Annotated in this window: 18 protein-coding genes; 5 read left to right on the top strand and 13 right to left on the bottom strand. The window is 46.6% G+C overall.

Annotated features, from left to right (window positions below):
- Position 1 precedes the first annotated feature (1 nt).
- The 8 genes from RUMAL_RS05255 to RUMAL_RS05225 all read right to left on the bottom strand — a co-directional run bounded on the left by RUMAL_RS05255 (position 2) and on the right by RUMAL_RS05225 (position 8,880).
- Positions 2–235, bottom strand: coding sequence for an acyl carrier protein (locus RUMAL_RS05255; protein WP_013497742.1), 234 nt, complete (start codon positions 233–235; stop codon positions 2–4).
- A 47-nt stretch (positions 236–282) separates the two neighbouring features.
- Complete coding sequence (locus tag RUMAL_RS05250) at positions 283–1,788, bottom strand: amino acid adenylation domain-containing protein (protein WP_013497741.1); 1,506 nt, start codon at positions 1,786–1,788, stop codon at positions 283–285.
- 233 nt (positions 1,789–2,021) lie between these two features.
- Entirely contained in the window at positions 2,022–2,162 is a 141-nt protein-coding gene (locus RUMAL_RS22125) for a hypothetical protein (RefSeq protein ID WP_013497740.1), read from the bottom strand.
- A 1-nt stretch (position 2,163) separates the two neighbouring features.
- Positions 2,164–4,515: a ferrous iron transport protein B gene (gene feoB / locus RUMAL_RS05245; protein ID WP_013497739.1), complete on the bottom strand. Its 2,352-nt coding sequence runs from the start codon at positions 4,513–4,515 to the stop codon at positions 2,164–2,166.
- A 213-nt stretch (positions 4,516–4,728) separates the two neighbouring features.
- Entirely contained in the window at positions 4,729–5,541 is an 813-nt protein-coding gene (locus RUMAL_RS05240) for a hypothetical protein (protein ID WP_013497738.1), read from the bottom strand.
- 11 nt (positions 5,542–5,552) lie between these two features.
- Positions 5,553–7,031, bottom strand: a complete 1,479-nt coding sequence (locus RUMAL_RS05235) for a glycoside hydrolase family protein (RefSeq protein WP_013497737.1) — start codon at positions 7,029–7,031, stop codon at positions 5,553–5,555.
- A 191-nt stretch (positions 7,032–7,222) separates the two neighbouring features.
- Positions 7,223–8,371: a tRNA guanosine(34) transglycosylase Tgt gene (tgt, locus tag RUMAL_RS05230; protein WP_013497736.1), complete on the bottom strand. Its 1,149-nt coding sequence runs from the start codon at positions 8,369–8,371 to the stop codon at positions 7,223–7,225.
- Between the two features lie 26 nt (positions 8,372–8,397).
- Positions 8,398–8,880: an NUDIX hydrolase gene (locus RUMAL_RS05225; RefSeq protein WP_013497735.1), complete on the bottom strand. Its 483-nt coding sequence runs from the start codon at positions 8,878–8,880 to the stop codon at positions 8,398–8,400.
- A gap of 136 nt (positions 8,881–9,016) precedes the next feature.
- Between RUMAL_RS05225 and spoVAD the strand changes: the two genes are divergently transcribed.
- The 4 genes from spoVAD (at position 9,017) to RUMAL_RS05205 (ending at position 12,255) form a co-directional block, all read left to right on the top strand.
- On the top strand, positions 9,017–10,033 hold the full coding sequence (gene spoVAD, locus RUMAL_RS05220; protein WP_013497734.1) for a stage V sporulation protein AD: 1,017 nt from the start codon (positions 9,017–9,019) through the stop codon (positions 10,031–10,033).
- Positions 10,030–10,386, top strand: a complete 357-nt coding sequence (gene spoVAE / locus RUMAL_RS05215; protein WP_013497733.1) for a stage V sporulation protein AE — start codon at positions 10,030–10,032, stop codon at positions 10,384–10,386. Before spoVAD ends, spoVAE begins: the two co-directional genes overlap by 4 nt.
- Positions 10,387–10,580: 194 nt before the next feature.
- The gene (locus tag RUMAL_RS05210; RefSeq protein ID WP_013497732.1) at positions 10,581–11,801 is read left to right on the top strand and encodes a phosphoglycerate kinase; all 1,221 of its coding nucleotides are present in this window, start codon (positions 10,581–10,583) and stop codon (positions 11,799–11,801) included.
- Between the two features lie 244 nt (positions 11,802–12,045).
- Positions 12,046–12,255 (top strand): NPXTG-anchored protein, encoded by a 210-nt coding sequence (locus RUMAL_RS05205; RefSeq protein WP_013497731.1) that lies wholly within the window; start codon positions 12,046–12,048, stop codon positions 12,253–12,255.
- A gap of 49 nt (positions 12,256–12,304) precedes the next feature.
- Here RUMAL_RS05205 and RUMAL_RS05200 read toward each other — a convergent pair whose 3' ends face one another.
- Positions 12,305–13,444 carry an aminotransferase class V-fold PLP-dependent enzyme gene (locus RUMAL_RS05200; protein ID WP_013497730.1) on the bottom strand — a complete coding sequence of 380 codons (1,140 nt, stop codon included), beginning with the start codon at positions 13,442–13,444 and terminating at the stop codon, positions 12,305–12,307.
- A 10-nt stretch (positions 13,445–13,454) separates the two neighbouring features.
- Positions 13,455–13,670, bottom strand: a complete 216-nt coding sequence (locus tag RUMAL_RS05195) for a putative Se/S carrier protein (RefSeq protein ID WP_013497729.1) — start codon at positions 13,668–13,670, stop codon at positions 13,455–13,457.
- A gap of 175 nt (positions 13,671–13,845) precedes the next feature.
- Between RUMAL_RS05195 and RUMAL_RS05190 the strand changes: the two genes are divergently transcribed.
- Positions 13,846–14,652, top strand: a complete 807-nt coding sequence (locus tag RUMAL_RS05190; RefSeq protein ID WP_013497728.1) for a DUF2185 domain-containing protein — start codon at positions 13,846–13,848, stop codon at positions 14,650–14,652.
- Positions 14,653–14,735: 83 nt separating this feature from the next.
- Here RUMAL_RS05190 and RUMAL_RS05185 read toward each other — a convergent pair whose 3' ends face one another.
- The 3 genes from RUMAL_RS05185 to RUMAL_RS05175 form a co-directional block, all read right to left on the bottom strand.
- Positions 14,736–16,121 (bottom strand): glycine--tRNA ligase, encoded by a 1,386-nt coding sequence (locus RUMAL_RS05185; protein WP_013497727.1) that lies wholly within the window; start codon positions 16,119–16,121, stop codon positions 14,736–14,738.
- Positions 16,122–16,242: 121 nt separating this feature from the next.
- Positions 16,243–17,115 (bottom strand): leucine-rich repeat protein, encoded by an 873-nt coding sequence (locus RUMAL_RS20595; protein ID WP_013497726.1) that lies wholly within the window; start codon positions 17,113–17,115, stop codon positions 16,243–16,245.
- Positions 17,116–17,221: 106 nt separating this feature from the next.
- Positions 17,222–17,524 carry a hypothetical protein gene (locus RUMAL_RS05175; RefSeq protein ID WP_013497725.1) on the bottom strand — a complete coding sequence of 101 codons (303 nt, stop codon included), beginning with the start codon at positions 17,522–17,524 and terminating at the stop codon, positions 17,222–17,224.
- Position 17,525: the final 1 nt, after the last annotated feature.

The following is a 17,525-nucleotide window of genomic DNA, read 5'->3' as shown; positions in this document are numbered from 1 at the left end:
ATCAATCCTCGTCCTGCAGCTTTTCAATGAGAGCCATCATGCCCTCGATGCTGTTGAAATTATCCGGCACAAGATTGCCAACCTCTATCTCGATATCGAACTCATCGTTCATGGCTGTTACCATGGATACTATATCGAATGAATCCAGCACACCATCAGTGATGAGCTGCTTCTCATTTTCAAAATCCACATCGGGTCTTATTTCTTCAAGTAATTCTAAAAGCTGTTCTTTCATTGTTTGTTCCTCCTGTATCATAACCTTATTATTTCATCATTCTCATTTTATTTCATCATTTCCGTAAGCGTACGCATATCGGTCTTGCCATTAGCCAAATGCGGCATTTCTTCAAGCTGTACAAGCTTGCGCGGCACCATGAATCCGGGGAGTATTCCCCTGAAATGCACAGCCGCTTCTTTCGCAGTCGCAGTACCTGTATAGAAAAGATATATGAGCTCCTTTTCCTTCAGGTACATAGCACAGCATTCCCTTATGCTTTCCAGCCTGAGGGCGGCATTCTCTATCTCCGAAAGCTCAACCCTGTGACCCAGGTGTTTTATCTGCCTGTCCTTGCGCCCCTTGAACCAGAGCACACCGTTTTCATCAAAAACTCCGTAATCACCTGTTTTATAGATAAGTTCATTGTAAGCCCCGTTCAGCGGATGCTGAATGAACGACTTGTCTGTAAGTTCCTTGTTGTTGTAATAGCCAAGCGCGAGTATGGGTCCGCTGACGCATATCTCGCCCTGTTCGCCTGTGCTGACAGGCTTGTTGTCATCGTCAAGCAGGAATACTCTGTAATTCCTGTAGGGTCTGCCGATAGGGAGAGTGTCACCCTCTTCAACAAGACCTTCCACCTCATGATAGGTACACGATGCTGTACACTCGGTAGGTCCGTACTGATTTACGAATCTGCATCCTGGCAGATTATCCTGCCAGACCCTCAGTGCACTGCAGGGCATGACCGAACCTGAAAAACATACTTTTTTCAGATATCCTGGCTTTTCACCGTCAAAAGCTTTAAGCTTCACAGCAATCGTGAACACTGAAACGCTCCAGCCGACAGATGTTATCTTCCTCTCGTTCATCACCCTGAATAATTCTGCAGGCATCATAAAGCACTGCTTAGGTATTATGAACATGGAAGCGCCTGTAAATATGGGGACATATATATCCCTTACCGCAGCGATGTAGTCCAGCGGCGACTGATTGCCCAGCACATCGTTCTCGTCTATCTTCATGACTTCTATATATGCGCTTATATAACACATCAGCGACATCATAGAAGTGATAACTCCCTTGGGTTTACCTGTAGAACCCGAGGTGAATATCACATAAAGCGGATCATCAGCGCAGGCATACCTTGCCCTTTCATCGAGCAAAGCCCTGTCGGTCTCCTGCCCTGCCAGATCCTCATAGCTAAGTATCTCGCCCTCAAACCCAAGCTCACGGGCAGTCTCTATACCCTCTTCATCTGCTATCAGCAGCTTCGGCTGTAGCACTGAGAGTATATCCGCCAGCCTCGCTTTAGGCTGAGTGCTGTCCATAGGTGCATAAAAGCACCCTGCGCATACTATCCCCAGAAATATCACGGGGGTATGCACACGTCTGCCTGACATGACCGCCACGGGACACCTTGCAGGCACCTTCTTAGCAATAGCACTGCCTATGCGTTCCGCCTGTTCCCTGACCTGTGAAAAGCTAAGGCTCTCCACGCTGTCAGAGTACGCTGTTTTGTCAGGTGATCTGTCTGCTGTACGTTCCAGCAGTCGAATTAGATTCAGCTCCATTTTTGTTCTCTCCTGTAATTATCTGTCAATAAATGTGCATCATTATCCACCCTATCATTTTAACACTTACCACCATTAACGTCAATATCCATTCTTCACAATTAAAATATATGACCTTTCTCTATTGTTATCAAAAATGCGTATTTTTAGACTTTCTGTTAACGCCAAGTCTTCTTAACCATTTGTTATTGTACAAAAAAGGGGACAAGCATGAACTCATCCTCTATCTTTTACTAAATTTTACCACGGCACTGTGAACAATCTCCGCAGCAGCACGAGCAGCTGCACTTTCCGCGGCTCCTGATACAGTGATAGACCGCACCTGCCAGAGCAGCAGCGATCAGTACCACAAGTACTATATCTGCAATATTCATATCACACACCTCCGAAAGCCATGCCTATCAGCCTTACAGCCAGCGCTATCACCCAGGCAATTGCACACTGCCATACCACCAGGGTCACTGCCCATTTTTTTCCGAGTTCTCTTTTTACAGCTGCTATCGCTGCAACACAAGGGGTATACAGCAGCGAGAACACCAGCAGGCAAGCCGCTCCAAGAGTAGTCAACGCACTGCCCACATCTCCGGCAAATAGTACCTCCAGCGTTGATACAACGCTTTCCTTAGCCATAAATCCGCTTATAAGAGAGGTCACTATCCTCCAGTCACCAATACCCAGAGGTGCGAATACAGGCGCTAAAACTCCTGCCACATCCGCAAGTATGCTTTTGCCCGAATCGCTGACCATGTGCAGGCTGAAATCAAAGCTCTGCAAAAACCATATAACTACCGATGCTATCAGTATTACCGAGAATGCCCTTTGCAGGAAATCCTTTGCTTTATCCCATAAAAGCTGACCTACATTCTTAGCAGCAGGCAGACGATAATTCGGTAGCTCCATAACAAAAGGAACAGCCTCGCCCCTGAATACTGTTGCCTTGTAAACGCAGGCAACGAATATACCGGAAATAATACCCAGCAAATAAAGCCCTATCAATATAAATGCGCTTTTTTCAGGAAAGAAAGCCGATGCAAAGAATGCGAATATCGGCAATTTTGCTGTACAGCTCATAAACGGCGTAAGTAGTATCGTCATCTTACGGTCACGCTCACTTGGCAGGGTACGTGTAGCCATAACAGCAGGTACTGTACATCCGAACCCTATAAGCAGCGGCACGATGCTTCGTCCGGAAAGTCCGATCTTACGAAGTGCCTTGTCCATAAAGAATGCCACCCTTGCAATATATCCGCTGTCCTCCAGAAGTGACAGGAAGAAGAAAAGCGTCACGATTATCGGAAGAAAGCTAAGCACGCTGCCAACTCCCGCAAAAACGCCCTTGACCAGCAGGCTGTGTATAACTTCGTTAACACCAGCCCTTTTCATAGCACCGTCTGCCAGAGCTATCAGCTTGTCTATTCCCGTTTCAAGCAATCCCTGCAGTCCCGCGCCTATAACGCCGAAGGTCAGCCAGAACACAAGTGCCATTATCGCAACAAAGGAAGGTATCGCCGTAAAGCGTCCTGTCAGCACCTTGTCTATCTTTCTGCTGCGTATGTGCTCCTTGCTCTCATGGGGTCTTTTTACCGTTTCGCGACAGACCTTATGTATGAAAGCAAATCTCATATCTGCTATAGCAGCGCTTCGGTCAAGTCCCCTCTCCTTCTCCATCTGCATAACGATATGTTCGACTGCATCTATCTCATTCTGTTCAAGACCAAGCTGCTTCATTACCAGCTCATCGCCTTCTATCACCTTGCTTGCCGCAAATCTGACAGGCAGACCAGCACGTTTCGCGTGGTCTTCTATCAGACAGGATATGCCGTGGATGCATCTGTGTACTGCACCGCCGCTGTCGTTTTCATCACACAAGTCCTGCCTTACGGGTCTTTCCTGAAAGCGTGCTATATGCTCTGCATGATCCACAAGCTCATCAACGCCCGAATTCTTAGCTGCTGATATCGGCACGACAGCTACACCCAGCATAGCTTCCATCTCGTTTATATCCACGCTGCCGCCGTTTGCAGTGAGCTCGTCCATCATATTCAGCGCCACCACCATAGGCACATCCATCTCTATCAGCTGCATTGTAAGATAAAGATTGCGCTCGATATTGGTAGCATCCACGATGTTGATAATGCCCCTGGGCTTTTCATCCAGTACAAAGCTCCTGCTTACTACCTCCTCAGCTGTATAAGGCGACATGGAATATATTCCCGGAAGGTCGGTGACAAGAGTATTCTCATGTCCCTTGATAGGGCCGTCCTTGCGGTCTACCGTTACCCCGGGGAAATTACCCACGTGCTGATTGGAACCTGTCAGCCTGTTGAAAAGGGTGGTCTTTCCGCTGTTCTGATTGCCGACCAGTGCGAATGTCAGCTTGACATCATCAGGCAGAGGTTCGGGCTTTTCCGGATGCGCCTCATGGTAACGTCCGCCCTCACCGAATCCGGGATGCTCACGTTTTTTCTTTCTTGGCTTTTCCTGAACCTTCTCATCATCCTCTGACAGTTCCTTAACTGTTATCTGCGCAGCATCAGCAAGGCGCAGGCTCAGTGAATATCCATGCAGCAGAAGCTCCATAGGGTCACCCAGCGGAGCGTACTTTACGACCTTTACCTCAGCTCCGGGGATTACACCCATATCCAGGAAATGCTGCCTGAGTGCACCCTCTCCCCCGACCTCGGTTATCACTGCTTTCTTTCCTATCTGCAATTCTTTGAGAGTCATTTCTATTACCTTCCTTAAAACAGACTGTCCCATTACAGATATATTCACAGGTACTGTCTGCTATGCATCGTTATAATCTTCTAACCTAGTTTACCTTGACTAACTTTATTATATCACTTACCTTTCACTTTTGCAATAGCAAAGAAGAAATTTAACATTATTTTCATATACAGCCAAAAAGCCGGATGACATCTCTGCCATCCGGCTTTACTGTTATTTCATGGCAATAAAACTACCCCAGTCAAGGTCATTATAAGGCGCTTGTTTCTCACTTTTCAGCTTGCCCTCAGACTTTTTCTCACTTTTATCCTTTGTTGTAGCAACAGGTTCATCAGGTTTCTCAGGAGCAGAAGTTACTGTCTTCACAGGCTTCTCCGTCTGTTTCTCCGTTACGGAAGTTACTTTTTCAGTCGCTCTCTCCGTCTGCTTGGTTGTATGTTTTTCACCGCCATCTGACCCTCCGTCAGATCCTGTTTTTTTCTCAGTACTCTTTTTATCTGTAAATATATCCGTGAATTCGTCAGGCTTGGATGTGACAGTCTTTTTTGAAGTCGCAGAAGTAGTAGTTCTTGAAGTTACTTTATCGACCTTATTTGCAGGTCTTTTTGATGACACCGATGAAGTTCCCCGTTTTTCCGAAACAGTTGTCACAGAAGGCACAGCCGTAACTGTGGTCTCAGCAGATGATGTATTTTCCTTGGTTTCCTCAGATAATGTGAAAGCGATCACATCATTTGAATCAGCCGTAACTCTGCTGGTCTTTTTTGTCTTGGTTTCCTCTTCGGCAGTTTCCGTCTTAGTCGTTACGACCGCCGCCTCAGTGGCAGTCTTTTCTTCACGTATATCACCCACTACCGATGATGTAGCTTCCTGCTCCATAGCTGAGGTAACTGTTTCGGTTTCCTTCTCATACCTTTGGGATATCCGTTCTGACATGATATCATCATCCCTGGCTATGACATTTCCGCAGCCGCAAAGTGTGGCTGTCAGCATAGCTCCCGCTATCATAACAATATATTTCCTCATAGCCGTCCTCCTTAGTCAGCACCGACAAGTTCGATATCAGTGACCTTCAGTTTATCTGTAATACCGACAGGCACACCCGATATTACTGCCGCCACGAAGACATGACCCTCATCGGGCTCAATTATCTGCCCCTGCTGTGAAACAGCCTTATAGTACTTCGCGGATGTCACACTTGCAGTCTTGCCGTCGAGGTCAAAAGTAAACTTCACCGAATCCGCAGCTGCTACATCTTCATATTTCACCATCATGACGGCACGCGCATAGCACCTGCCGTCACTGTTCTTTTCACTAAACTGCAGATAACGGGTATATGGTTCAAGTCGGCCGTCAGCCACAAGTACCTCATACTCTACCAGCCTTGTTCCGCTTGAAGCTGATGAAGATACCTCCAGCGTATCGCCCTTTATATCATTAACACATATAACTTTTTTATAGCACTCCTTTTCTGCAGAAGTGCCTTTTTTATCAAGCACTAGGGTAAAGCCGTCACTTCCCGTGAACCTTATCCCTTTTACCCGATCCTTTTCTATGCCGCCGAGCAGGTCACTTACTGCGATCTTTCTGCTGTATTTTCCATCAGCACCGGCTTTCAGCTCTATATCGCCAGTGTATGCTATCCTGCTGTTCTCCTCAGCTTCCTCAGTATCAAATACAGTTCCCGAAGCCGCTGAATCTTTATAAGTCTTTATGATCTTATCCTCATTGGTATTATCTGCCATAACAGCCGCAATACCAAGCGCCTTCGCATTTTGCGCAAACAATGCAGCCGTTTTTTCTACGGAGGGTGCAGTACCGCGGATAAGTACAGGTATGCCCTTGTTTACGAAAGCTATCTCAAGCCGTTCAAATGTCTTCAAAAGCTTCTCGCTGTTCTTACCGTTTACACTTACCGCAGCTATGGTATCAGCCCCGAAGCCAGCAGCCGACCATGGTTCAGCTGCTGAACACACAAGCACCCTGTCCTTGCTGATACTGCGTATCGCCGCTGCAGCATCCGTCTTATCACCGATCTTTGTCCTGCTGAAAAAATCACCCTCAAAGAGAAGTTTTCTGTCATATTTCTTGAATAGATCAGCTGTCTGCTTCCATATATTCCTGCTTTCCTCAGCAGTAAGATCTTCACTGTCAAGGGAGAGCACTATGTACATATCCTCTTCATCTGCCGCATCAACACTCTTTTTAAGCCCTGCGAGCCAATTCTCGGTATCCTCGGTATGACCGCTCATCCCGTCCGATATCTTTACAGTTCCATAGCCCTTTTTCTTTGCCGCTGCTACCTGTGAAGCGATATCCTTTGTATCATCAAGCAACATACCTATGCCCATATCAGCACAGATCTCAGCAGCTGAATATCCTGAAACGTCCTTCTTTGTAACTTCTGTAACTTTTTTGTCATCTGTTTTTGCAGCACTTGCCGCAGCACTGAAAAAAGCGCTGTAAGCGAGCATAATAGCTGTAGCAGCAGCGTATGTACGTCCCATAAATCTCATTATATCACTCCTTGAAATCAATAATAAGTCACAAGGTTCCGATATTATTATACCTCTTTGTAACCGTTTTGTCAACTATTTTTGAAACTACACTTTTCCTATTCCGAAAATCGTCCCTACATTCTCAAAAAAACACAGCTTTTCCGCTGTGCATTACTGCTGCGAAAAAGCTGTGTATGATCATTTTTATGTTACTCTCCGTCAGGAAGTCTCTGCGCCAGCTTAGCGGAATACTCTGCCCTGAATGCGCCGAAGCGTCCCTCGTCAAGGGCTTCACGCATACGTTCGGTGAGAGTATTGTAAAAATAGAGGTTGTGCATAACCGCCAGTCTGCCGCCCAGCTGTTCTTCCGATTTGAACAGGTGCCTTACATAAGCCCTGCTGAAATTGCGGCAGCAGGGACAGTCGCACTGGGGGTCAACAGGACGGTCGTCTGTTTCAAAGCGCTTGTTTTCGATATGTATGATGCCGTTCCATGTGAACATGGTACCGTGGCGGGCATTTCGGCTTGGCATTACACAGTCGAAGAAATCTATGCCGCGGTAAACAGCTTCGATAAGATTCGAGGGCGTACCAACACCCATAAGATAACGGGGCTTGTCCTTGGGCATATAAGGCTCAACCTGCTCGATAACGTGGTACATTATCTCCGTAGGCTCACCAACTGCAAGTCCGCCGATAGCGAAGCCTGCACAGTAGTCAAGCTCGCGGATAGTCTTCATATGCTCGATACGCAGGTCATCGTATGTACAGCCCTGATTTATGCCGAAAAGCAGCTGATCGCGGTTTATGGTCTCTTCAAGGGAGTTGAGCCTTTTCATCTCCGCGATGCACCTGTGCAGCCACCTTGTGGTGCGCTCGCAGGAACGCTTTGAGTAGTTATACTCCGCAGGATTTTCAACGCACTCATCAAAAGCCATAGCGATAGTTGATGCCAGATGGGACTGTATCTGCATACTTTCCTCGGGTCCCATGAATATCTTTCTGCCGTCAACATGGCTGTTGAAATACACGCCCTCTTCCTTTATGCGCCTGAGCTTTGCAAGGGAGAACACCTGAAATCCGCCGCTGTCGGTAAGTATGGGCTTATCCCAGTTCATGAACTTGTGAAGTCCGCCCATCTTGTATATCACATCGTCCCCGGGACGAACATGAAGATGATAGGTATTGCAGAGCTCCACCTGTGTTTTCAGCTCGTTTTTAAGGTCTATTGAGGACACTCCGCCCTTTATCGCCGCAGAAGTTCCCACGTTCATGAAAACGGGAGTCTGTATAGTTCCGTGAACCGTCTTGAATTCACCGCGTCTTGCGGCACCCTCTTGCTTTAATAACTTGAACATAACTACCTCATTTACTTTTATCTATATTATCTGTCATCTGTTACAATATGTCTTATGCCATCAAAAGGCTCAAAAAGCTCCGTCCTGAAAAACTCGGGATAGAACTGTCTTTCCTCTGTCATCGGGTCTATCCAGCAAAGATGCTCAGTGTTATCGCCCTCTTTGAAATCCATACCCACGGGCTTGAAATCTTCGGGCACTTTCATGTAAAAAAAGTAATCCACCTCGTATATGAGTTTCCCCTTATTCGACGGCACATCACCGTAAAAATAATTCTCCTGAATGAACCCGAGCCTGTCGATACCGAGCTTAACGCCTGTTTCTTCAAATACTTCGCGGACTATCGCCTGCCCGGCTGTTTCACCGAATTTTACCCGTCCGCCAACTGTATACAAGTAGTCGGCATCATCACTGTAAGCCATCAGCAGTCTGCCCTTTTTCTGTATTATGGCGCATACACGTATATTTATCAGCCCGTCACCGCAGGGCGCGGTCATATCTTCCATCATAATTGTGCCATATCCTTTCTTTGCTGTCCGGACACACTGCATTTCGTTATATTATATCATATAGCAAAAAAAAAATCAACACACGAATAATTAACATTTTCTCAGCCCATACTAAATTCAAAACGGAGATGATACCATGCACAAAGCAACAACTATATTTGATCAGCCGCCGTCAATAGTAACTTCAGCGGCGGTAGGCGGAAAAACAGAGAACGAAGGGCCGTTCGGAAAGTATTTCGACAAAATAAACGATGACCCATATTTGACTGCTGATACCTTTGAACAGGGTGAAAACCAGCTCCAGAAACAGGCTGTGCGCATAGCCCTGGAAAAAGCGAACTTAAAGGAGGATGACATTGATGTTCTCATCGGCGGCGACCTGCTTGACCAGTGTGTCGGCACCACCTACGGCGTGCGGGACTACGACCTGCCCTTTCTCGGCATTTACGCCGCCTGCTCGACTATGTCCGAAGGACTTCTTCTGGCTTCCATGCTTACCGCAGGAGGATTTGCAGACATGGCTATGGCGGTCACATCATCACACTTCTGTACCGCCGAAAGACAGTACCGTATGCCCCTCAACTACGGCGGACAGCGTCCCCCCACCGCCCAGTGGACAGCTACCGCAGGCGGAGCACTGGCTGTGTCCTCCAAGGGAAGTGCGCCCTATGTACGGGGCGTGACTATCGGACGTATAGTTGATATGGGTGTGACAGATGCAAACAACATGGGTGCCGCTATGGCTCCGGCTGCATTTTCTACAATAAGTGAATTTTTCACGGACACAGACTTATCCCCCGAAGATTTCGACCATATAGTCACAGGTGACTTAGGCAAGGTGGGCAGCAGACTGCTTTGTGAGATATTCGAGCACGAAGGTATGGATATACGCTCCCGCCACCTTGACTGCGGACTTATGATATACGACAGCGAAAAACAGGACGTTCATTCGGGCGGCAGCGGCTGTGGCTGTGCGGCAAGTATGCTCTGCGGATACTTTATACCTGAACTTCGCAGCGGCAGGATCAAAAATATCCTTTTCGCCGCAACGGGTGCTCTTCTGTCCCCGACAGTAAGTCAGCAGGGCGAAAGCATACCCTCAGTGAGCCATCTGGTATGGCTGTCCCACGAGAAAGGTAGTGTTATAAAATGATATTTCTATATGCATTTCTGGCAGGCGGAGCTCTCTGTGCCATTGGTCAGCTGCTCATAGACTTCACTAAACTGACCCCTGCAAGGATACTGACCGCTTATGTAGTATCAGGAGTAGTCCTCGGCGGGCTGGGGATATACAACGGATTCCGCGATGCCGCAGGCTGCGGTGCAACTGTACCGCTGACAGGCTTCGGTGCGCTGATGGCTGAGGGTGTCCGCCGTGAGATAGAAGACAAAGGCTTTCTTGGTATATTCACAGGAGGACTTACAGCAGGCGCAGGCGGTATAGCAGCCGCTATGCTGTTTGCTTTTCTCGCTTCACTGGTATTCCGCAGCAGCAGTCGCAGCTGATATGCCGAACAGTAAAAAATAATGAATAATAGGCATACAAAACAGCACTGTTTTTTTGGAATATTGGTAAAAATAAGCCAAAACCTCTTGATTTTTTTGCCGTGATATTATATAATATAATTCGGAGTTGTTATAACTTTAACAACGGAAAGTATCCGCCCCGGCGGAAATATTAAGAGAGAGGTGTCACTAAAATGGCAGGTTTAAACAAAGTCACTGTAGAAGACATTGATGTTAAGGGCAAAAAGGTCCTTGTAAGAGTTGATTTCAACGTTCCGCTGAAGGACGGCGTTATCACTAATGATAACCGTATCACAGCTGCTCTCCCCACTATCAACAAGCTGGTTGAGAACGGCGCAAAGGTAGTTCTTTGCTCACATCTGGGCAAGCCCAAGAACGGTCCTGAGGCTAAGTTCAGCCTGAAGCCCGCTGCTGACAGACTTGCAGAGCTGGTAAGCACTAAGGTAACTTTCGCAGCTGACGATACTGTTGTAGGCGACAATGCCAAGGCAGCAGTTGCAGCTATGAAGGACGGCGAGATCGTTGTTCTGGAGAACACAAGATTCAGAGGCAACGACGAGACCAAGAACGGCGAGGAGTTCGCTAAGGAACTGGCTGAGCTGGTTGACGGTCAGGTATTCGTAATGGACGCTTTCGGTTCTGCTCACAGAGCTCACGCTTCTACAGCAGGCGTTACCAAGTTCGTAAAGGAGACCGCAGTTGGTTACCTGATGCAGAAGGAGATCAACTATCTCGGTAATGCAGTTGAGACCCCTGTTCGTCCTTTCGTTGCTATCCTCGGCGGTGCTAAGGTTGCTGATAAGCTGAACGTTATCTCTAACCTGCTCGAGAAGTGCGATACCCTCATCATCGGCGGCGGTATGGCTTACACCTTCCTGAAGGCTCAGGGCAAGGAAGTTGGTAAGTCCCTGGTTGACGATACCAAGCTTGATTACTGCAAGGAAATGATCGCTAAGGCTGAGAAGAACGGCAAGAAGCTGCTTCTGCCTATCGATACAACAGTTGTTTCCAACTTCCCTGATCCTATCGACGCTGAGGTTGAAGTTGAGATCGTTGATTCCGACAAGATCCCTGCAGACAAGGAAGGTCTGGATATCGGCACCAAGACTCAGGCTCTGTTCGCTGAGGCTGTTAAGTCCGCTAAGACCGTTGTTTGGAACGGACCTATGGGCGTTTTCGAGAACCCCACTCTGGCAGCAGGTACTATAGCTGTTGCTAAGGCACTGGCTGAGACCGATGCTACTACTATCATCGGCGGCGGCGACTCTGCAGCTGCAGTTATCCAGCTGGGCTTCGCTGACAAGATGAGCCACATCTCCACAGGCGGCGGCGCATCTCTCGAATACCTCGAGGGCAAGGTTCTCCCCGGCATCGACGTTATCGCTGACAAGTAATAATCCGCGAAACATCGCTTGATATGTAATTTCAGACACTTCTGCTCTTTCGGCAGAAGTGTCTTTTTATATATGAAAACAGCTTTACTGTCCATTAATTTCATCTGTTGATATTCTCCATAAATATACTTTGTTATTTGTTCAATGTGCATCTTGAATCTGTGATAGATATGTGATAAAATAATGATATAGGAAAATGATGCGAAAAATTATATCCCATTACCGAGCAAAGGAGTGAAACGGTATGAAGAAAAAGCTCGTTTCATTACTATGCTGCACGATGATGCTGTGTTCTGCAGCTGTGCCTGTATGGGCTGATGAGAATACCGAAAACGCAGGTGAAAAAGCTGTCACCGGTCAGAATATAAATCCTGATACAGGTGCTGCAACACTTGCTACAGTCAGTATTGCGCTGGCAGGCTGCGTTGCAGTGGTATTCAAGAAACGGAAGTAAATTTATATAATGCAAAGCCCCGCAGGATACGTCCTGTGGGGTCTTTCATTTATACGCACAGCCTGTTTTCAATAAAACCAAGAAGTTCGCTCACCTGTACATGGGTGTTGAACACCGACGGCGAGAACCTTACAACTCCCCGTTTACCCGTACCCAGACTTTCATGGGCAAGTGCCGCGCAGTGCATACCACCCCTCAGAGCAAATCCGGCTTTGCTGAGTTCCGCAGCCGTTTCCTCAGAAGTCTTGCCTTTTATATTAAATGCCACTATCGGCACCCGAAGAATATCGCTGTCATAGACCTCTGCACCAAGCTTTAAAAGACCTTGCTCAAATCGTTTGCACAACTCCATTTCATGCCGCAGGATATTATCAATGCCCTTAGCTTTGACGAATCCCAGCCCCGCACCAAGTCCAGTCACACCTGCGGTATTCAGTGTGCCGCTTTCAAGCTTTTCAGGCATAAACGGAGTCTGTTCCAGTTCCCCTGATGTTGCTCCCGTACCTCCCTCGATTATCGTCGAAAGAGGTAATTCTCCGCTGCTTATAAGAAGTCCCGTCCCTGTGGGACCGTAAAGCCCTTTCTGACCGGAGGTACATATAAAGCTGATACCATCTCCTACCTTCAGCGGCAGAACACCCGCTGCCTGTGCACAGTCACAGATAAAAGCTATATTTCTGCGCTTACACAGTTCTGCTATCTCCTTGTATGGCATTATCCTTCCCGTGACATTTGAAGCCGCCATACAGCACACACACAGAGTATCGCTGCGAATAAGCTTCTCGATACTCTCAACAGTTTTCCCCGTATCTGCAAATATCTCAGCCACCGAACATTTCACTCCGCAGCGCTTTGTAAGGGCATATACAGGTCTGCTGACGGAATTATGCTCCCAGCCGCTTATTATGATATGCCCGCCGAACTGCATTATCCCTTTTATCGCCATATTCAGGGCGTAGGTACAGTTTGGCGTAAATGCCGTGTTTTCCGTTTCAGCGCCAAAGAACTCTGCCGCACTTTTTCTCACACCGTAAATACGTTCAGCTGCTTCAAGTGACAGCCTGTGCCCTCCCCTGCCCGGATTTCCCCCAAGTACCCTCACTGCATCGGAAACAGCCTTACGCACACTGTCAGGCTTAGGATAAGTACCCGCGCAATTATCAAAATTCACCATGTTTTTTAGTTCCATACCATCCCCCCTATACGCTGTATATCCCTTTATACGGGATATTAACGCGCTCCAGCTGGCGTATGATGATATCAGCATCATCCCGCACTACTATTGAATACCCACAGCCGCTGCCTATATTTTTCCGAGTGCGCTCCACCTCACACCAATAGCCAAGCGAATTCAGATATTCCTTTGCTTTCATGGCATAGGTTATGCTGCTCATGGTTATAATAGTTTTTTTCATTTTGTGGCACTTCCTTTCCGTTTTGTTTTTTATAGTCTATGCAGAAAGAATTTGCAGTGACACTGCAGCACTGATATAGAAATCAAAGGTCACAGTTACTATTTCAGGTTTATTGACATTTCTGCCGCATAATGCTATAATGTGTACAAATATACTCATTGGACGGTGAAGTGATATGAATAAGATATTGGTGCAGATAGAGAAATATATGCAAGAGGCACTGAAAATCAATCTTCCGGATATAAATACAGCTGATTTGGAAGATAATGGTGCTGTTTTCTATATGAACGGGAAAAACGGAACTGCTTTCGACTGGTTCGTCAACGAGCATTTCCCTTGCTTTTTTATTTTCTACAACGACAGCGAAAAGCTTGGCGCTGTCCAGGCTTTTCTTTACTCTGACGGGAGATTATCCATTTTTGTGTACGGAGATAAAGGTCATGCTGATCCTAAAGAGATCGTTCACGTTATTGATGCATATCCCGATCAGCTCCTGAAATTAGCCGTTCTTCTTACCGAAAATGCAGACGAAAAAAAGATATGGGATTCATATATCAGAGATCTCGCCAGCGATGATACACCTGATGATCGGTCAGTTGAAATGTTTCTGGATTCAAAAAAATACTATATCCCTATGATTGAACGCAAAAAACTGTGGAAAATGACAGCGATCGTATCAAAAAAAGTTCGTGAAGAGGGCTGGAAGATCGGTTATGGAATGCGTGATAAACCCACAAGAGAAGAAGACAGCGGCTGGTATTTTTGTGCAGGCAATGAAACCGATGATTATATCAATGATCCAAACAATCTTGAACTTTGGCGAGTCGCATCTGTTTTAATGTATGATCCAGCACTGAACGAATTGATTACTTCGCCTTATGGCACAGCGATCATACGAGTTGATCACGATAAATTTGATATAGACTCACCGGAAAAAGATATGATAATTGAAAAACGACAGCCGAATCCCGATCCGGTTTAGCTACGAAAAAATATTAATCCCCCGAGCTTTTCAAACGCTCGGGGGATTGCTTATTTAGTACGTTTATTTGTACATCTGACTTATCAGAATGCGATCTTCTTGTTGATATACTCAACCAGCTCGTCGATCTTTACTCTCTCCTGCTCCATGGAATCTCTGTCACGTACTGTTACACAGCCGTCCTCAGCAGAATCAAAGTCGTATGTTATGCAGAAAGGTGTACCGATCTCGTCCTGACGGCGGTATCTCTTTCCGATAGAACCTGTCTCGTCGTAGTCAACGCTGAAATTCTTAGCGAGAGTATCATACAGTTCACCTGCAGGCTCAGCAAGCTTCTTGGAAAGAGGCAGTACGCAAGCCTTGAAAGGTGCAAGTGCAGGGTGGAAGTGCATAACTGTTCTAACATCAGGCTTCTCGGGAGTACCGATATCTTCCTCGTCATAAGCCTCGGTAACGATAGTCAGGAACAGTCTTTCAACACCGAGAGAAGGCTCGATAACATAGGGGATGTATCTCTCGTTGGTCTCGGGATCGAAGTAATCAAGGCTCTTGCCCGAAGTGTTGATGTGCTGAGTGAGATCGTAGTCGGTTCTGTCAGCTACGCCCCACAGCTCGCCCCAGCCGAAGGGGAAGAGGTACTCAAAGTCGGTAGTAGCCTTGGAGTAGAAGCAAAGCTCCTCAGCAGAGTGATCTCTCAGTCTCAGGTTCTCTTCCTTGATGTTCAGGCTCAGCAGGAAGTTCTTGCAGAAGCTTCTCCAGTAATCGAACCATTCAAGGTCTGTGCCGGGCTTGCAGAAGAACTCAAGCTCCATCTGCTCGAACTCTCTTACACGGAATATGAAGTTACCGGGAGTGATCTCGTTACGGAAGCTCTTACCTACCTGTGCAACACCGAAAGGAACTTTCTTTCTGGTAGTTCTCTGGATATTAGCGAAGTTTACGAAGATACCCTGTGCAGTCTCGGGACGCAGATACAGTTCGCTCTTGCTGTCCTCGGTGATGCCCTGGAAAGTCTTGAACATAAGGTTGAACTGACGGATATCGGTGAAGTTGTGCTTGCCGCAGTTGGGGCAGGGAATGCCTTTCTCCTTGATGTAATCCATCATCTGCTCATTTGACCAGCCTGCAACGTTAGTGCCGTCGAAGTCCTCAATGAGGTTATCTGCACGGTGACGAGTCTTACACTCCTTGCAGTCCATCAGAGGGTCGGAGAAGCCACCGATATGACCTGAAGCTACCCATGTCTGGGGGTTCATCAGTATAGCGGAGTCAAGACCTACGTTGTACTTGTTCTCCTGAACGAACTTCTTTCTCCAAGCATCCTTGATATTGTTTTTCAGCTCAACGCCGAGGGGACCGTAATCCCAGGTATTTGCAAGACCGCCGTAGATCTCACTGCCGGGGTAAACGAAGCCTCTGCCTTTACACAGTGCGACGATCTTTTCCATTGTCTTTTCGGTATTCTTCATGGTATTATTCTCCTTACGATTTTAAAATACATGTATATATATTTTATAACATATCCGAAAAAAAGTCAAGTTCTTTTTATGAACAAAAGACGTTCTACACTGGCACCAAAACGCCTTGCAGTCATTTCATAGCCCTTTTGCCCTTGATATGCGCCGCGATCACAGTAAGGTCTGAAATATTTATGATACCGTCACCGTTAATATCTGCCGAACCGATATCAGTAACATATTTTTTACTCTTGATATGTGCGGATAGCTTTGCGATATCTGTAATATCCACCTTGCCGTCACCTGAGATATCACCTTTTACAGTGCTGTAGTTTATCTCCACAAAAGTGATCGGGTATGTGAATTCCAGCTTTTCAGCCCTTTTATTATTCACAGTAACAAACTTTTCAGCGTACGATCCTTTATGTGCCTTTATAGTCACATTTTCAGTTCCCTGAAATGCATTCTCGTTGATAACGGTCACGCTGTCAGGTATAGTTACGGTAAGCCCGTCATTTTCATAGAAAGCTTTTGACCCGATCTCCTTACAGCCATCAGGGAGTACTATAGTTTTCAGATTCATGAACATGAAAGCACTCTGACCTATCTTTTTCAGTTTTGCCGGCATCCTGATAGTATTAAGACTTCGACAGTCAAAAAAAGCACGATCTCCGATGACCTCAATACTGTCAGGCAGTGTGACCTTTTCAAGTCTGGTGTATGAGGCAAAACAACCCGCTCCTATCTCTTTAACAGGCAGTCCTCTGACAACAGAGGGGATATCTGCAGATTCAAGTATCCTACCTTCGTACGGCCATGTAGCTGTTTCTATGACCTTTACACCCGTACGGTCATCTGTAAGTCCGTAAACAAAAACTCCGTCATCAATAGTATCTGCTTGCGCAGCTGACGGTATTAGAGCTTTATCTGCAGCACCGGGACATACTACCGCACAAAATGCCAAAGATAAGCACATCAGCCCTGCTATAATTCTTTTGTTCATCATAAGATCCTCCGATCATATCATTCATTTCTTTAACGTATTATATCACCGGTACTTTTATTTGTCAATATAAAAACAGCGGAGGACACATCCTCCGCTGTTATGAACATTATTTCAGATCATCACTGTGATACATAAGCGTAACTGCCATGCCGTTGATAATACCTATCGCCGTCCCGCATACCACATAGAATACCGCGATCGGTATATGCAGCAGAACCGAGATCAGCCCGAATACCACTATAAACAGCAGCGGAGACACTATCTGTATAAGGAATTTCTTACCCATGAGTACAGGCAGCTTTTCCGCAAGTGCCAGCGTTTTTACGCCGTCAGGATCGTACAGCCTGTACAATATCTGCATGACAGCCATCGGTATACCGATAAGCAGTATCAGCGCGAATACATTCATG

It is taken from the genome of Ruminococcus albus 7 = DSM 20455 (assembly GCF_000179635.2).
In the GTDB taxonomy this organism is placed as follows: domain Bacteria; phylum Bacillota; class Clostridia; order Oscillospirales; family Ruminococcaceae; genus Hominimerdicola; species Hominimerdicola alba.
The sequence above is the reverse complement of the archived record's forward strand: the minus strand, read 5'-3'. Positions and strand labels throughout refer to the sequence as shown.

Coding starts and splice junctions, on each gene's coding strand:
- RUMAL_RS22125 (WP_013497740.1), bottom strand. CDS start 2,162: ATGAATATTGCAGATATAGTACTTGTGGTACTGATCGCTGCTGCTCTG.
- RUMAL_RS05255 (WP_013497742.1), bottom strand. CDS start 235: ATGAAAGAACAGCTTTTAGAATTACTTGAAGAAATAAGACCCGATGTG.
- RUMAL_RS05195 (WP_013497729.1), bottom strand. CDS start 13,670: ATGAAAAAAACTATTATAACCATGAGCAGCATAACCTATGCCATGAAA.
- RUMAL_RS20595 (WP_013497726.1), bottom strand. CDS start 17,115: ATGATGAACAAAAGAATTATAGCAGGGCTGATGTGCTTATCTTTGGCA.
- spoVAD (WP_013497734.1), top strand. CDS start 9,017: ATGCACAAAGCAACAACTATATTTGATCAGCCGCCGTCAATAGTAACT.
- RUMAL_RS05225 (WP_013497735.1), bottom strand. CDS start 8,880: ATGATGGAAGATATGACCGCGCCCTGCGGTGACGGGCTGATAAATATA.
- RUMAL_RS05210 (WP_013497732.1), top strand. CDS start 10,581: ATGGCAGGTTTAAACAAAGTCACTGTAGAAGACATTGATGTTAAGGGC.
- RUMAL_RS05190 (WP_013497728.1), top strand. CDS start 13,846: ATGAATAAGATATTGGTGCAGATAGAGAAATATATGCAAGAGGCACTG.
- RUMAL_RS05175 (WP_013497725.1), bottom strand. CDS start 17,524: ATGAATGTATTCGCGCTGATACTGCTTATCGGTATACCGATGGCTGTC.
- RUMAL_RS05185 (WP_013497727.1), bottom strand. CDS start 16,121: ATGAAGAATACCGAAAAGACAATGGAAAAGATCGTCGCACTGTGTAAA.
- RUMAL_RS05240 (WP_013497738.1), bottom strand. CDS start 5,541: ATGAGGAAATATATTGTTATGATAGCGGGAGCTATGCTGACAGCCACA.
- feoB (WP_013497739.1), bottom strand. CDS start 4,515: ATGACTCTCAAAGAATTGCAGATAGGAAAGAAAGCAGTGATAACCGAG.
- RUMAL_RS05200 (WP_013497730.1), bottom strand. CDS start 13,444: ATGGAACTAAAAAACATGGTGAATTTTGATAATTGCGCGGGTACTTAT.
- RUMAL_RS05205 (WP_013497731.1), top strand. CDS start 12,046: ATGAAGAAAAAGCTCGTTTCATTACTATGCTGCACGATGATGCTGTGT.
- RUMAL_RS05250 (WP_013497741.1), bottom strand. CDS start 1,788: ATGGAGCTGAATCTAATTCGACTGCTGGAACGTACAGCAGACAGATCA.
- RUMAL_RS05235 (WP_013497737.1), bottom strand. CDS start 7,031: ATGAGATTTATGGGACGTACATACGCTGCTGCTACAGCTATTATGCTC.
- spoVAE (WP_013497733.1), top strand. CDS start 10,030: ATGATATTTCTATATGCATTTCTGGCAGGCGGAGCTCTCTGTGCCATT.
- tgt (WP_013497736.1), bottom strand. CDS start 8,371: ATGTTCAAGTTATTAAAGCAAGAGGGTGCCGCAAGACGCGGTGAATTC.